14 protein-coding genes and 1 tRNA gene are annotated in these 15,081 nt (G+C 64.1%); 9 read left to right on the forward strand and 6 right to left on the reverse strand.

The genetic code is table 11. The annotated features are described in order from the left end of the window. Positions 1–88: 88 nt before the first annotated feature. Positions 89–2,236 (reverse strand): AsmA family protein, encoded by a 2,148-nt coding sequence (locus V2I08_RS16070; RefSeq protein ID WP_349636022.1) that lies wholly within the window; start codon positions 2,234–2,236, stop codon positions 89–91. A gap of 177 nt (positions 2,237–2,413) precedes the next feature. On the opposite strand from V2I08_RS16070, the gene rpmI reads away from it, so the two are divergent. The 5 genes from rpmI (at position 2,414) to ytpR (ending at position 7,537) form a co-directional block, all read left to right on the forward strand. Further along, positions 2,414–2,617 (forward strand): 50S ribosomal protein L35, encoded by a 204-nt coding sequence (rpmI, locus tag V2I08_RS16075; protein WP_004208916.1) that lies wholly within the window; start codon positions 2,414–2,416, stop codon positions 2,615–2,617. Positions 2,618–2,630: 13 nt separating this feature from the next. Then, complete coding sequence (gene rplT, locus V2I08_RS16080; protein WP_037474806.1) at positions 2,631–2,993, forward strand: 50S ribosomal protein L20; 363 nt, start codon at positions 2,631–2,633, stop codon at positions 2,991–2,993. A gap of 216 nt (positions 2,994–3,209) precedes the next feature. Then, complete coding sequence (locus tag V2I08_RS16085; protein ID WP_313922790.1) at positions 3,210–3,824, forward strand: LysE family translocator; 615 nt, start codon at positions 3,210–3,212, stop codon at positions 3,822–3,824. Positions 3,825–3,977: 153 nt separating this feature from the next. Further along, positions 3,978–5,069 carry a phenylalanine--tRNA ligase subunit alpha gene (gene pheS, locus V2I08_RS16090; protein ID WP_349635989.1) on the forward strand — a complete coding sequence of 364 codons (1,092 nt, stop codon included), beginning with the start codon at positions 3,978–3,980 and terminating at the stop codon, positions 5,067–5,069. After that, positions 5,066–7,537, forward strand: coding sequence for a YtpR family tRNA-binding protein (ytpR, locus tag V2I08_RS16095; RefSeq protein WP_349635990.1), 2,472 nt, complete (start codon positions 5,066–5,068; stop codon positions 7,535–7,537). The genes pheS and ytpR overlap by 4 nt, the downstream gene beginning before the upstream one ends. A 159-nt stretch (positions 7,538–7,696) precedes the next feature. On the opposite strand, the gene V2I08_RS16100 is transcribed toward ytpR, so the two are convergent. Further along, positions 7,697–8,236: a hypothetical protein gene (locus V2I08_RS16100; RefSeq protein ID WP_349635991.1), complete on the reverse strand. Its 540-nt coding sequence runs from the start codon at positions 8,234–8,236 to the stop codon at positions 7,697–7,699. A 121-nt stretch (positions 8,237–8,357) separates the two neighbouring features. Between V2I08_RS16100 and V2I08_RS16105 the strand changes: the two genes are divergently transcribed. Beyond that, a complete protein-coding gene (locus V2I08_RS16105; RefSeq protein WP_349636023.1) occupies positions 8,358–9,242 on the forward strand; it encodes an aldose 1-epimerase family protein in 885 nt (294 codons plus the stop codon). A 123-nt stretch (positions 9,243–9,365) separates the two neighbouring features. Then, positions 9,366–10,943, forward strand: a complete 1,578-nt coding sequence (locus V2I08_RS16110) for a peptide chain release factor 3 (protein WP_349635992.1) — start codon at positions 9,366–9,368, stop codon at positions 10,941–10,943. 68 nt (positions 10,944–11,011) lie between these two features. Here V2I08_RS16110 and V2I08_RS16115 read toward each other — a convergent pair. Beyond that, a tRNA-Ser gene (locus V2I08_RS16115) sits at positions 11,012–11,103 on the reverse strand. Positions 11,104–11,328: 225 nt separating this feature from the next. On the opposite strand from V2I08_RS16115, the gene V2I08_RS16120 reads away from it, so the two are divergent. After that, the gene (locus V2I08_RS16120; protein ID WP_349635993.1) at positions 11,329–12,105 is read left to right on the forward strand and encodes a DUF1134 domain-containing protein; all 777 of its coding nucleotides are present in this window, start codon (positions 11,329–11,331) and stop codon (positions 12,103–12,105) included. A gap of 7 nt (positions 12,106–12,112) precedes the next feature. On the opposite strand, the gene dinB is transcribed toward V2I08_RS16120, so the two are convergent. The 3 genes from dinB to V2I08_RS16135 are packed head-to-tail and all read right to left on the reverse strand — an operon-like array spanning position 12,113 to position 14,309. After that, positions 12,113–13,201, reverse strand: a complete 1,089-nt coding sequence (gene dinB, locus V2I08_RS16125) for a DNA polymerase IV (protein WP_349635994.1) — start codon at positions 13,199–13,201, stop codon at positions 12,113–12,115. A gap of 53 nt (positions 13,202–13,254) precedes the next feature. Beyond that, positions 13,255–13,785 (reverse strand): DUF177 domain-containing protein, encoded by a 531-nt coding sequence (locus tag V2I08_RS16130; RefSeq protein ID WP_349635995.1) that lies wholly within the window; start codon positions 13,783–13,785, stop codon positions 13,255–13,257. Then, positions 13,782–14,309 (reverse strand): ubiquinol-cytochrome C chaperone family protein, encoded by a 528-nt coding sequence (locus V2I08_RS16135; RefSeq protein WP_349635996.1) that lies wholly within the window; start codon positions 14,307–14,309, stop codon positions 13,782–13,784. The genes V2I08_RS16130 and V2I08_RS16135 overlap by 4 nt, the downstream gene beginning before the upstream one ends. A gap of 122 nt (positions 14,310–14,431) precedes the next feature. On the opposite strand from V2I08_RS16135, the gene V2I08_RS16140 reads away from it, so the two are divergent. Next, a complete protein-coding gene (locus tag V2I08_RS16140) occupies positions 14,432–14,983 on the forward strand; it encodes an outer membrane protein assembly factor BamE (protein ID WP_405053658.1) in 552 nt (183 codons plus the stop codon). Positions 14,984–15,081: the final 98 nt, after the last annotated feature.

A 15,081-nucleotide genomic window follows, 5' to 3' on the forward strand; every position in this document is an offset into this window, starting at 1 on the left:
CAGCGAAGCAATCCATCGGCACCACAATGGATTGCTTCGCTGCGCTCGCAATGACGATTCGATGTCAAGTTATCCCGCTCTCGCCCGCTTAGAAAATCCCCAGAAACTTCTTCTTCTGGCTCTGCTGCTCGCTCTTGCTGCCCTTGCCCTTTTCGTCCTTCGCGGTCGTGCCCTGGCCGACATCGTCGCGGGGATTGCCGCGCTTGGTGCGCTGCGCCACCGCATTGGCGCCGGACAGGATCGGGCCACAGGCCGCGCCCTTGGCATCGCCCACATCGGCAAAGGCCAGCACCGCCGCCAGCGGCGTGCCGACCACGGCCAATCCCAACGCCGCCCCGCCGCGCGCCATCAGTTCGGGGCTGACGACTGCCATGCCGGGCTTGGCGAAATAGCCGTTGATGCCGATCGGCGACTGGCCGGAAAACAGGCTAATCTTCTTACTGTCCGCGCGGAAGGCGATGTCCAGCCGCTCGTTGCGGAACGAAAAGCCACCCCGCCCGATCATCACATTCTTTTTGGTGTCGATGAGGATCGGGTCCGCCGCCGCCACGCCATTGCGCACGGTGAAGGCGATCAGGCCGCAATTAATCTGGACCGGCTCCTTGAGCTTTCCCGCGAACATCTTGGTCGCAAAAGTGCCGATGTCGAGTTCCGACAATTGCACATTGCGCGCCCACATCGTGCCAGCTGGCAATATCACCGCGATCCGTCCGTTCGATGTCGCGAGCGAATCATGCAGCGTATCGCCAAGGCCGGTCATCTGTATCCGGCCCTTGATCGTGCCGGTGGTGCCCGATTGCTCCACGCCCCAGCGCGCCAGCAGCGTGCCCATCGGCGTCGGGGCCAACCGAATATCGTAAGTCGTCCGCACTGGCGCGCCGCGCGCATTGATCTCGATATCCGACGCGACCTGTCCACCCGACATGGCGAAGGTCAGCGGCGACAGCGTCAACACGCTGCGATCCAGCTTCAGCGACAGGTCGATATCGGAAATGGGGACATAGTCCGCCCGCACCCGCTTGACCTTATATGCGACCTTCGCATCGAAATTGCGGATCGCTTCGACCCGCAACGGCGTATCGGGCAGGACGCGGGGCGTGCCCTGCACCGTCTCGATCGCGCCCGCCGCGCCCTGCTGCTCGATCTTGGCCGGGTCATAGCCGAAGAAGGGCGCGACATCGATGATGTCGAGCGTCTGGGTCGCCAGGTCCGCCGTCAGCAGCAGCCGATCATTGGGCAGCGATGCAGTGAAGCGCCCGGTCAGGTCGCTATCGCCGAACCGCCCCTTCAACCGGGTGAAGCGCCATTCGTCGCCGACCTTGGTCAGCGCCGAGGTAAAGCGATAACGGCGCGTATCGGGGATCGCGGCACCCAGGAAATCGAAAAGTAAGCTGAGGTTCGGCCCGCGCGTCACCAGTTGCAGGTCGCTGCCTTCCAATTCGGTCGCGCCGCGCAGCGTGCCGGTGACATCCACCACCGTCGCGCCGGCCTTGGCGCGCAGCATCAGGCTGTTCTTGCCGCCCGACACCGTGGCATTGGGGGACAAAAGGCTGCCCTTGAGGTCGAACGGCTTGCCGCGCATGCTGCCCGTGCCCGACAGCCGCACGTCGCTGGCAAAGCGGGTATCCTGCGCCCTGACCGTCTCAAACCCGATATCGGCATTCAACTGCAGGCGTGGATCGCGATAGCGCAACGTCGTACCGGCCAGCCGCGCCTGTCGGATCAGCGGCCATGTCATCGGCTCGCCATCCGAGTTCGGGTCGCCCAGCGTCCATGTATTCTGCTTGTGGTCGCGCGACCATTCCAGGTCGACCGCGCCGTTGCGCAGTTCCAGCCACGACAGACGCGCCCGGTCGCCGAAGATCAGGCTGAACGGCGTGATCCGCGCATCGATCAGGTCGGCGCGGAACAGGTCGGGCTGGCTCGCCCAGGGCAGGTTGGCGATGCGCGCCTTTTCGGCGAGCAGCTTGATGGAGAAGGGCGCGAAATAGAGCTGGAAATCGCCCCCCACGCGCACGTCGCGCTCCAATTGGCTGCTGACGATTTGCTCGAACGGCCGTTTGAGGAATCGCCCCTTGGTGATGAACAGGATCAGCCAGATCGCAAAGAGGAAGCCCAGGATGCCAAGTAGGATCTTCACCGGCAGCGGCAATCTGCGCCACCGCTCGCGCGCGCGCGTCGCATGATGACGCACGGCCGCCGGCCGCTTAGCTATTTCGGACTCACCATCGACCATCGCGCGCTCAACGCCCCAGCCCGTCAAATGGCTCCCGCGCCCCCCAAAACGCGAATCGCTTGCCTTTTCCCCGGCTGCCCCTTATGGCGCGCCCTTCGCGATATTCAGTGGGACCGCCCGGCTAACTAGGGCTGCCGGGGCTGTCTGTAATCGTCGCGCTACGCAAAGGAGACGAAAATGCCCAAGCTCAAGACCAAGAGCGGTGTGAAGAAGCGCTTCAAGTTCACCGCTTCCGGCAAGGTCAAGCACGGCGTCGCTGGCAAGCGTCACCGTCTGATCAGCCACAACGCCAAATATATTCGCCAGAACCGTGGTACTTCCGTGCTGTCCGATGCCGACGTGGCTCACGTCCGCCTCTGGGCGCCCTACGGCCTCAAGTAAGGATTAGGGACATATGGCACGCGTAAAACGGGGTGTAACCACCCGCGCCAAGCATAAGCGGCTTCTGGTACAGGCGAAGGGCTATTATGGCCGTCGCAAGAATACCATCCGTATCGCCCGTCAGGCCGTCGAAAAGGCTGGCCAGTACGCTTACCGCGATCGCAAGGTCAAGAAGCGCAGCTTCCGTGGCCTGTGGATTCAGCGCATCAACGCGGGTGTCCGCGCTGAAGGCCTGACCTATTCGCAGTTCATGCATGGCTTGAAGCTCGCCGGTGTGCAGCTGGACCGCAAGGTTCTGGCCGACATCGCGATGCACGAAGGCGAGGCGTTCAGCGCCATCATCGCCCAGGCCAAGGCTGCCCTGCCCGCAGCCTAAGGTCGATCGGTCGCAAGATCGTCAAAAGGGCGCCGGGGCAGATGCTTCCGGCGCCCTTTTTGTTTGTTGCAACTTCCACCTCCCCGTTCGCCCTGAGCGAAGTCGAAGGGCATCACCGAACGGAGTGAGGTGCCTTCGCTTCGCTCAGGCGGGGGCTTCGACTTCGCTCAGCCCGAACGGATTGGGAAGCTGGCCGGACATCCCAAGGACCACCCCATGTCGCTGCATCTCTGGTGGCTCTATGTCACCGCCGTCTTCCTCATCTCCGCCACGCCGGGGCCGAACATGCTGCATGTGATGACGCAGAGCATTCAGCACGGCCCGCGCAAGGCGATGGCGACGATGGCGGGGCTGATGAGCGCGGTACTGCTGTGCCTCGCGGCCTCGGCGCTGGGCCTTGGCGCGCTGCTCAAGACCTCGCCCCGCCTGTTCGATGTGTTGCGCTATGCCGGCGTCGCCTATCTCGTCTGGCTGGGGATCAAGGCCTGGCGCGCGCCGGTCGGCGCAGCCGCCGTCGCCGCACCCGCCCGTTCGCATCACGCCCTCTTCGCCACCGGCCTTTTGACCGGCCTCTCCAATCCCAAGCTCATCATCTTCGCCGCCGCGCTCTTCCCCCAGTTCATCGACACCGACCGCCCCTTCGGCGTCCAGCTCGCCATCCTGGTGCTGACCTTCGTGGTGATCGAAAGCTTCTGGTACAGCGTCTATGCGCTCGGCGGCCTGCGCCTAGCCCGCTGGCTCGCGCCCGCCAACCGCCAGCGCCTCTTCAACCGCGCGACCGGCGTCATGTTCATCGGCTTCGGCGGTGCGTTGTTGGGGGCACGGGCGTAGCCGCAACCGTTGAAAAACCACCCCGTCATGCTGAACTTGTTTCAGCATCCATTGACGCAAGGCCTGTTTTCCATTCCTAGGCGGAGCTAATGGATCCTGACTTTCGTCAGGATGACGCCGAGATTGAAGAGCCGCGCGCAGGAAAGACAGTAGATGACAGACATTAGCGCATTGAAAGCCGGGCTGATCGCCGACATCGACGCCGCCGACACGCCGGACGCGGTGGAGGCGTTGCGGGTGGGGGCGTTGGGCAAGAATGGGGTCATCACCGGCCTGCTCAAGACGCTGGGGCCGATGTCGCCACAGGAGCGGCTGGAACAAGGCCCGCCGATTCAGGATCTGCGCGAATCCGTCACCGCCGCCATCGCCGCGCGCAAGGCAGCGCTCGAAAGCGCCGCGCTCGACGCGCGCCTGGCGTCGGAAAAGATCGACATGACCCTGCCCGCCGATCCGGCCCCGCAGGGCAGCGTCCACCCGGTCAGCCAAGTCATGGACGAACTGGCCGAAATCTTCGCGGACTTAGGCTTCTCGGTCGCCACCGGGCCGGAGATTGAGGACGACTGGCATAATTTCACTGCGCTCAACATTCCCGAAACCCATCCCGCGCGGGCGATGCACGACACTTTCTATTTCCCCGATGAGGAGGGGCAGAAGCGGATGCTGCTGCGCACCCACACCTCGCCGGTCCAGATCCGCACGATGATGACGACGCCCCCGCCGATCCGCATCATCGCGCCCGGCCGCGTCTATCGCAGCGATAGCGACGCCACCCACACGCCGATGTTTCACCAGATCGAAGGGCTAGTGATCGACAAGGGCATCACGCTCCGCCATCTCAAATGGACGCTGGAAACCTTCCTCAAGGCCTTCTTCGAACGCGAAGACATAGTCCTGCGCCTGCGCCCCAGCTATTTCCCCTTCACCGAACCCTCGGTCGAGGTCGATGTCGGCTATACGCTCACCAACGGGCAGCGCGTCATCGGCGGCGACGGCGATGCGCCCGATGGCGGCTGGCTCGAAGTGCTGGGTAGCGGCATGGTCAATCGCCGCGTGATCGAAAGCTGCGGCCTCGACCCCGACGAGTGGCAGGGCTTTGCCTTTGGCACCGGGGTCGACCGGCTGGCGATGCTCAAATATGGGATGAACGACTTGCGTGCCTTCTTCGACGGCGATCTGCGCTGGCTCAAACATTATGGCTTCTCCGCGCTGGACGTGCCCACGCTCAGCGGAGGAGTCGGCGCATGAAGTTCACGCTCAGCTGGCTCAAGACGCATCTCGCCACCGATGCCGACCTGGCGACGATCCTCAAGAAGCTCAACGCCATTGGCCTGGAGGTGGACGGCGTCGACAACCCCGCCGAAAAGCTCGCCGCGTTCAAGATCGCGCGCGTGCTGACCGCCGATCCCCATCCGCAGGCCGACAAGCTGCAGGTGCTGACGGTCGATCAGGGCGACGGCACCCCGCTGCAGGTCGTGTGCGGCGCGCCCAATGCGCGCGCGGGGCTGGTCGGCGTGTTCGGGGCGGAGGGCGCGGTCGTGCCATCCAATGGCATGGTGCTGAAAAAGACCGCGATTCGCGGCGTCGATTCCAACGGCATGATGTGTTCCTCGCGCGAGCTGGAACTGGGCGACGATCATGACGGCATCATCGAACTGCCCGGCGACGCACCGGTGGGTCAGGCCTATGCCGACTGGGCGGGCCTCAACGACCCTGTCATCGACGTGTCGATCACTCCCAATCGCCAGGATTGCATGGGCGTGCGCGGCATCGCCCGCGACCTTGCCGCCGCTGGCCTCGGCACGCTCAACGCGCTGATCGTGCCGCCGATCGCCGGCGTCGGCCCCGGCCCGGAAGTAAAAATTGAAGATACCGATGGCTGTCCAGCTCTCTTCGCGCGCACCGTGCGCGGGGTGACCAACGGTCAGTCGCCTGACTGGATAGCCAAGCGGCTGAAGGCCATCGGGCAGAAGCCGATCAGCACTTTGGTCGACATCACCAACTATATCATGATCGACCTTGGCCGACCGCTCCACGTCTATGACGTGGCGCGCCTGAACGGCGGGTTGGTGGTACGCAAGGGCAAGCCCGGCGAACATGTATTGGCGCTCAACGGCAAGACCTATACCATTGACGATACGATGACCGTCATCGCCGATACCGGAGAGACCCGCAACATCGGTGGCATGGACGGCGACGAGCCGATTTTCTTTGACGGTCAAGTCCACGACATTGGCGGTATCATGGGCGGCGAACATTCGGGCGCGCAGGACAGCACCACCGATGTGCTGATCGAATGCGCCTATTTCACGCCCGAACGGATCGCGATGACGGGGCAGAAACTGACCCTCACCTCCGACGCGCGCGGGCGGTTTGAGCGCGGGGTTGATCCCGCCTTCCTCGACGATGGCCTGTCGATCGCCACCAGCCTGGTCATCCATCTGTGCGGCGGCACCGCCAGCGAACCAACTCGCAGGGGCAGCCCGCCGCTCACCCCCAAGATCATCGACTATGATCCCGACCAGTGCCTGGCGCTGGCCGGTGTCGATGTCCCCGCCGACGAACAGAAGCGCATCCTGACCAATCTGGGCTTCACCGTCACCGGCGAAGCGGCGAGCTTCGACTATCAGGACGGTATGCCCGTCAGCCTGCCCGGCCATTGGGCCGTCACCGTGCCGAGTTGGCGGCGCGACGTCGATGGCTGGCCCGATCTGGTCGAGGAAGTGGTGCGCATCGTGGGGCTGGACCATGTCCCCTCCACCCCGCTGCCGCGTGCGCCGGGCGTCGCCCGCCCCACCGCCACACCCGAACAACTGGTCGAACGCCGCGTGCGCCGCACGGCGGCTGCGCGCGGCCTGTCCGAAGCGATCAACTGGTCCTTCCTCTCCGAAAAGGAAGCCGCATCGGTCGGCGGCGGCGACTGGGTGCTGGCCAACCCGATCTCCGAAGATCTGAAAGTCATGCGCCCCTCGCTGCTGCCCGGCCTGCTCTCGGCAACCCGCCGGAACATGGATCGCGGTGCGTCTTCGGTGCGCTTGTTCGAGCTTGGCCGACGCTATTTCAAGCAGGGCGAGCGCGCGACCGTGGGCTTCGTGTTGGCCGGCGATCAGTCCCCGCGCGGCTGGCAGGCCGGCAAGGCGCAGGCTTTCTCCGCCTACGACGCGAAGGGCGAAGTCGTCGCCCTGCTCGCGGCGGCGGGCGCGCCGGTCGCCAATCTGCAGAATTTCGGGGAGGCTTCGGGCGCCTATCATCCCGGCCAGTCAGGCACGCTGCGCCTTGGCCCCAAGGTGGTTCTCGCCGAATATGGCGTGCTGCACCCAGCCCTCGCCAAGCAATTTGGTCTCAGCGGCACGGTAGTTGCGGGCGAAATCTTCCTCGATGCCATTCCGGGCAAGCGCAAATCGGGGTTCATGCGCGCGCCCTACGCGCCGCCCGCGCTCCAGGCGGTGAAGCGCGACTTCGCCTTCGTCGTGCCGGAGCAGCAGGAAGCCGACGCGCTGGTCCGCGCGGTCAAGGGCGCGGACAAAAAGGCGATCGTCGACGCGCGCCTGTTCGACGTCTTTACCGGACCGGGCGTCGAGGAGGGCCATAAGAGCCTGGCCATCGAAGTCACGCTCCAGCCCGGCGACAAGAGCTTCACCCAGGACGATCTCGACGCGATCAGCGCTGCGATCGTGAAAGCCGCCCAGAAGCTGGGCGGCGTCCTGCGGGGGTAAGTCACACCACCCCGTTCGTTTCGAGCGCAGTCGAGAAACGAGGCAGAGCGGAGTTAGCGCCGACTGACCTAAAGTCGCATCGTCATTGCGAGCGTAGCGAAGCAATCCATCGGCACTATGATGGATTGCTTCGCTACGCTCGCAATGACGAAACCATGCTTATTTCTTATCGTCGTCTTTCTTCGGCTTTGCCACCACTGGCGGCGCGATCGGGGCGATCTTGCAGCCCTTGGCCGCCGCCAGCCCGCGCAGATAGCCGCGCCGTGCGATTCCCGCCGTCACCGCCGCCTGCAAGCGCCGCTCGGCCGGCGCCGCGCCGCTGATCTCACGCACCAGCCCGCGGAACGGGATCAGCGAATTGACCACGGTCTTGCCAACGGCCGATGCGATCTTGCCCGTCCGATTCTCATTCGCCTCCTTGCCGACGACGAAATCATCGCCCAGCACCGCGTTGAGTTCGCCAAGACTGCGATTGAGTCCGGTGCAGGTGCGCGACGGCGGAGCCGCATAGGGATTGTCCACCGCCTTGAGCAGGACTGTCGGAATATCCTCTTTTTCCAGACCGATGTCGCGCACCGGCTGGCGCGCGATCTCGCCCGCCCGGTCCAGCGTATCGTCCCTTGGCTTGTCCTTGTCCTGCGCCAGCGCGGTCCCCGACAGCAGCAGGGACAGGGTGGCAGCAGCGATAAATGATTTCATGATATTTCTCCCGATCGCCAAACCAGCGACCAGGGGTTTCAGTTCCCAGACGAAACGATTGCCGGGGCAGACAGGCCCATGCCGCGACGCTATGGGGGGCGGGACAGTCCAGGAGCCGCCCTTGTCCGACGCCTTCATCTCCATCGCCTCGCCTATCCTGTCCGCCACCATCAACCCGCTCGGGGCCGAACTCTGGTCGCTTCGGGACGCGCAAGGCCGCGACCTGATGACTGATGCCGACCCGCGCTGGTGGACCGGCCATGCGCCGCTGCTCTTCCCCTTCGTCGGCCGTTCGCGCGGCGATGTCTATCGGCTCGATGGGCAGGCCAATCCCATGCCGCAACATGGCTTTGCCCGCCGCAGCGCCTTCGCGGTCGTGGACCAGAGCGACGACAGCGCACTGTTCCGGCTGGAGGCGGACGACGCCAGCCGCGCCATCTATCCCTTCGACTTCCGCCTCGACATGGCGTTCGCGCTGACCGACGCGACGCTGCACATGACCGCCACCGTCGCCAATCGGGGCGACACGGTCATGCCCTTCGCCTTTGGCTATCACCCCGCCTTTGCCTGGCCGCTCCCTTATGGCGGCAGCGTCGAGGAGCATCGCATCGTCTTTGAACATCCCGAACCCGCGTCGATCCGCAAGGTCGGCGACGAACCCGGCCTCATCGCCCACGAACACGCGCCCTCCCCGGTCGAGGGCGACAGCCTCGCCCCCGCCCATGATATGTTCGCGGGTGACGCGCTGATCTGGGATGATCTCGCCAGCCGATCGCTCCTGTGGGGCGTGCCCGGCCAACCCCGGCTGCGGATCGACTTTCCCGACACGCCCTGGCTTGGCCTGTGGCAAAAGCCCGGTGCCCATTATCTGTGCGTCGAACCCTGGGCCGGGATGGCGGACCTGGTCGGGTTCGAAGGCGACGTCTGGGACAAGCAAGGCATCATGGCGCTCCCCCCCGGCGACGCCCGCAGCTTCCGCATGGACGTCAGCCTTGTGGACGTGTAACGGGCGGCCTTCAAAGAATTCCGTTCGGGCTGAGCCTGTCGAAGCCCTGTCTTTTCTTCGCAAGGAGAAGTGCAGCCCTTCGACAAGCTCAGGGCGAACGGATGTTTTCAAGAGCCGCAAGACATGACCATCCCATCCCGCCGCACCTTCGCGATCATTTCCCACCCTGACGCCGGCAAGACCACGCTGACGGAAAAGCTGCTGCTGGAGGGCGGCGCGATCCATCTGGCGGGCGAGGTCAAGGCGCGCGGGGCGAACCGCCGCGCCCGGTCGGACTGGATGAAGATCGAGCAGCAGCGCGGCATTTCCGTCACCTCCTCGGTCATGACGTTCGAGCGGACGCGCGATGGCGAAACCATCACCTTCAACCTGCTCGACACGCCGGGGCATGAGGATTTCTCCGAAGATACCTATCGCACCCTGACCGCCGTCGACAGCGCCGTCATGGTGATCGACGCGGCCAAGGGCATCGAGCCGCAGACCCGCAAATTGTTCGAGGTGTGCCGCCTGCGCAACCTGCCCATCATCACCTTCGTCAACAAAGTGGACCGGGAAGGGCGCGAAACCTTCGGCCTGCTCGACGAGGTTGCCGACCAATTGCAGCTCGACGTCTGCCCGATGAGTTGGCCCGTCGGCATGGGCGGCGAGTTCGAAGGAATATACGACTTCGCCACCAACCGCCTGATGCAGCCGACCGGCCCGTCCAAGGAATTTGACGGCACCCGCCATCAATTCACCGGCCTGGACGACCCCAAACTCGCCGAATTCCTCTCCCCCCGCGCGCTCGAACGGCTGCGCGAGGAAGCGGAGCTGTCGCAGGGCGGCTATGCCAGCTTCGATCTCGACCGCTATCGGCAGGGCGACCTGACCCCGGTCTATTTCGGATCGGCGCTCAAATTGTTCGGCGTTACCGAATTGATCGACGCGCTCGCCGCCCATGCGCCGCCGCCGCGCGCGCAACCGGCCGAACCTGCCGCGGTCGACCCCGACGCCAGCGAAGTCACCGGCTTCATCTTCAAGGTGCAGGCCAATATGGACCCGCAGCATCGCGACCGCATCGCCTTCATGCGGCTCGTGTCGGGCAAGTTCCGGCGCGGCATGAAGCTGACGCCGTCAGGCTCCGGCAAGCCGCTCGCCGTCCATTCGCCCATCCTCTTCTTCGCGCAGGATCGCGAACTGGCGGATGAGGCTTTCCCCGGCGACATCATCGGCATCCCCAATCATGGCGCGCTGCGCGTCGGCGATACGCTGTCAGAGAAGCCGGGCCTGCGCTTCACCGGCCTGCCCAATTTCGCGCCCGAAATATTGCGCCGCGTACAATTGAAAGACCCGACCAAGACCAAGCAATTGCGCAAGGCGCTGGACGACCTGTCCGAAGAGGGGGTGATCCAGGTCTTCTATCCAGAAATCGGCAGCCAGTGGATCGTCGGCGTCGTCGGCCAGCTCCAGCTCGAAGTGCTGATTTCCCGCCTCGATGCCGAATATAAGGTCGCCGCCGTGCTGGAGCCCTCGCCCTTCGACACCGCTCGCTGGATCGGCGGCGACGACGCGGCGATCAAGGAGATGGTCTCCTACAACAGTGCCAACATGGCCAAGGACCGCGACGACAATCTCGTCTTCATGGCCAAAAGCGCCTGGGACATTGGCTATCAGCAGGAACGCCACCCCAAAGTCACCTTCAGCGCCACACGCGAGCGGTAGGGCAACGCGCGACTATTCCAAGGGAATAGTCGTCAGCCGACTCAGACAACATCATGTCGAAAGAATATTGGCGGAGACGCCGGGATTCGAACCCGGGGAGCCCCATTCAGGGCTCGACGGTTTAGCAAACCGCTGGTTTCAGCCACTCACCCACGTCTCCGCACGAATTGTCTGCCGGGTAGGCGGACAATGGCTGGGGAGGGGCTATAGCGATGGCCTTCCTGCATGGCAACGGGTCTATCACAGCTATTTTGCAGGCTGAGCCGCCATGTTCATTCGTTCCGGCGCAGAATCGACTCGGATTGACTTTCGTTCATTGGCCTTTCAGCTTGAAAGCCGATAACCGGAAAAAAGGTTGAGCGCAGTTTTTCGGGGAGCAATGGGCATGAATAGCAAAATGGGGCATATGACCGCCCATGTTGCGCGGACGGCGAGTTGGGCCATTGCGCTGACGGGACTGGCGCTGGCACCAGTGACGGCACAGGCGCAGGTTCGCACGATCGACCCCAATACCGCCATTGATGCCGACCTCGCGCCGCCGCCTCCAGCCAATAGTGCGCCAACGGCCCCCGGCGTCGATTCCAGCATTTATGATGGCCCGCCCGCGATTGAAGCGCCTGCGACCGCAACCGGCGCGCCGGTAACCGCCAATTCGCCTCCTGCAGCCCCTGATTCGTCCATATCCTATCAGGAAGATGACCTCATCGGGGCGGCCGAGGGCGTATTTGGCAAGGGGGCCGAAGGGCTGGCGGGCCTGATCGAAAAAGTGCTGAAGGATCAGGGGCGTCCCAACGCCTATATCGCCGGGCGGGAGGCATCGGGCGCCTTCGTTGTTGGCCTGCGCTACGGTTCCGGCACGTTGAACCATAAGGTCGAAGGCAAGCGCGAGGTCTATTGGACCGGCCCGTCCATCGGTTTCGACGTGGGCGGCAATGCCGCCAATACGTTCGTCCTGGTCTATAATCTCTACGACACGCAGGATCTCTATCATCGCTTTCCTGCGGCGGAGGGCACCGCCTACCTGGTAGGGGGCTTCACCGCCAGCTACCTGCGCTGGGGCAATGTCGTGCTGATCCCGATCCGGCTGGGCGTCGGCTATCGCTTGGGCGTCAATGCGGGCTATATGAAGTTCAGCGAAAAGCGGAACTGGTTGCCCTTCTAACCCGGTCTTATAGCGACAGGGCGAGTTGTTCGCCCTGTTCGGCCGCTTCCTCCGCTTCCAGATTATGCACGCCAAGCCCCAATAATCGGGCGCCCATGCGCAGGGGCAATTGCGCCAGCAGCAATTCCCGCGCAGTCTGCGCCAGCAGGTCTGGTGATCGCACCGGCGCGGTGAAGCTGCGTGAACGGGTGATGATGCGGAAATCGGCGAACTTCACCTTGAGCACCACCGTCCGGCCCCAGGCCTGCGCCTTTTCGATCCGGGTCCACAGACTTGCGGCGATCCGGTCTATCTCCGTCACCAGCGCGGCCTGATCGGTCAGGTCGTCGAAAAATGTGTCCTCCACGCTGACGGACTTGCGCCCTTCGCGGTCGCGCACCGGCCGGTCATCCTCGCCCCGCGCCGCGCGATAATAATAGTCTGCCGCACTGCCGAAATGCGCCTGGAGAAAGCGCAGGTCGCGCGCGCGCAGGTCCGCCCCCGTCTCGATCCCCAACTCATGCATCCGCCGCGCTGTCACTGGCCCTATGCCGTGGAGGCGCCGTACCGGCATCGCCGCGATGAAGGCCGGGCCTTCGCTGGGTCGCACCACGCAGACGCCATCGGGTTTGTTCTGATCCGATGCCAGCTTGGCGATCAGCTTATTGTAGGACACGCCGGCCGAGGCCGTAAGGCCCGTTTCCGCGCGAATCAGATGCCGTATCTCTTCGGCCACCTGCGTTGCCGACGCGATGCCCGGCTTGTTCACCGTCACGTCCAGATAGGCTTCATCAAGCGAGAGCGGCTGGACGATCTCGGTATAGCGACTGAAAATCTCGCGAATATGGGTGGATGCCGCCCGATAGGCATCGAACCGTGGCGTAACGAAGATCAGACCTGGACAAAGCCGCCGTGCCCGTGCGCCGGGCATGGCCGATTTGACCCCGAAAGTGCGTGCTTCATAGCTGGCCGTCGCCACCACGCCACGCGGACCGCCGCCGCCCACGGCGATCGGCTGGCCGCGGAGCGCAGGGTCATCGCGCTGTTCCACCGACGCATAGAAAGCATCCATGTCGATATGGATGATCTTGCGCAGCGGTGGCGGCACGGGGTCCATGGCCTAATTCTATGGCATAATCAGAACAAAAGAGAAACGAAATTGCGCCGCATCTATGTCTGGTTCTTGAGCGCCAGCAGGGCCGCGAAAGGCCCGGTCTGATCCTCGTTCAACACGCCGACCTCCTTGAGATAGGCGTCGGCATCGGGCGAGCGGGGGTAGGGGGCCATGACCAATGCCATGGTTTCGGCGACGGCCTCGCCCATGTCGATGACCTGGCCGTCATAGCCGATCGTGTCGCAATCCTCGACATCCAGTTCCAGTTCGTCGCTATCGACCACATCGGTCCCTTCGACGATGAATCGCAGCAGGAAATCGCTGTCGATCTGTTCCGGCACGGGCAGGCCGGTCGCGACGCAGGGTTGCGACAGCGTGGCGCGAATCCGCCCGCGCGCGACGATCGCGCCATTGTCTTCGCCAAGTCCGTAATCGGCTTCCAGCCGGTCGAGTGCGAGCAGGCCGAAACGGCGCATTAAGGCCATGCGCTCGTCGGCCTTGGCCGCGATATGCAGGCTGCCCGCGAGCCGACCAATCTGATCGACCTTGATCGGGCGCGAAAATTCAGGCGTGGGGACAGGGGTCATCCGATACCTCCTGCCAGCAAAGCATCGCGCGACAGGCTGCCCAGCCGCGTCCAGCGCGCCCGCAGCGCGCCTTCGACATGGGTGAGCGCCGCGTCCGACACGGCCACACCGCGATACAGGTTGCGCACCAGCGCCTCGCGCAAATCCGCTTCGCCCGCCAGCGCCGTGCGATAGGCGCTGATCCGCCCGCCCAGCGCGCTCATCATCCGTCCGACATGCTTGCCGACAACGACATCGCCAATGCCTTCCTGGCGCAACTGCCCATCCATATCGTCGACGAACACTTCGGTCAGCCAGACGCTTTCTTGCGTGGCGTCCTGTTCCTGCAGCCGGACCAGCACCTGGCTCAAAATCGCGACGATCATGTCGAACCGGCCATCCAGCGTGTCGGGCACGGCCCCGTCCAGATACCAGTGCGGCTGGCGCCCTTCCGCGACGATCGCATGATAGAGCGGCATCAGACTATCCTTGGGGTCGGTGCGCCCGAACAGTCGTTGCAGGAAAGAAGGGGAGGCGGTGGACATGCGGCAACGTCTTTTCATGGTGGATGGGCGGGCGGCGCGCGTTGCCCCATATTTCGCGCCCCTTGCCGGGGGCGGCGCATTTCCATATTGATCGCTGCGTCGCCCAATGCAATGGCGGCGTCATGTTTCTTGGGTTCGCGGGTCCGCCCCCGCAGGAGAAGTCGATGCGTCCGTTCAGCCGTCATTCCGCACAGGGGCGCATCCTGCTCGCCATAGGCCTTGGCGCGCTCGTGCTGGGCGCATCGGGTTGCACCCGCGTTCGCACCCATCAGGGCTATCAGGTCGACAAGCTGCTGGTCGATTCAGTCCAGCCAGGCATCGACAATCGCGCTTCGGTCGAAGGCACATTGGGGCGGCCGACCTTCACGTCGCAGTTCGGCGAGCAGGAATGGTATTATATTTCGCGCAGCATGCGCGCACTGGCCTTCTCCAATCCCAAGCCCGTCGATCAGACCGTGCTGCGCGTTCGCTTCGACCCCGCTGGCAATGTCGCGGCGGTTGATCGCATCGGACTGGAGCAGGTGGCCAATATTTCGCCATCAGGGGACAAGACCCCGACGCTTGGCCGCAACCGCAGCCTGTTTGACGAGATTTTCGGCAATATCGGCGCGGTCGGCGCCGGTGGCATGGGTGGTACAGGCGGGGCCGGCGGTCCTGGCCCGAACGGCAGCTAAAAACAGGCCTAGCGTCCGTGATCGCCACGGGATTGTCCCGTGGTTGTATCGCTTGCTTGATACACGCTCTGTAAAGGCAACCCGGCACCGTATGATCG

The organism is Sphingobium sp. MK2 (assembly GCF_040170545.1).
Taxonomy (GTDB): domain Bacteria; phylum Pseudomonadota; class Alphaproteobacteria; order Sphingomonadales; family Sphingomonadaceae; genus Sphingobium.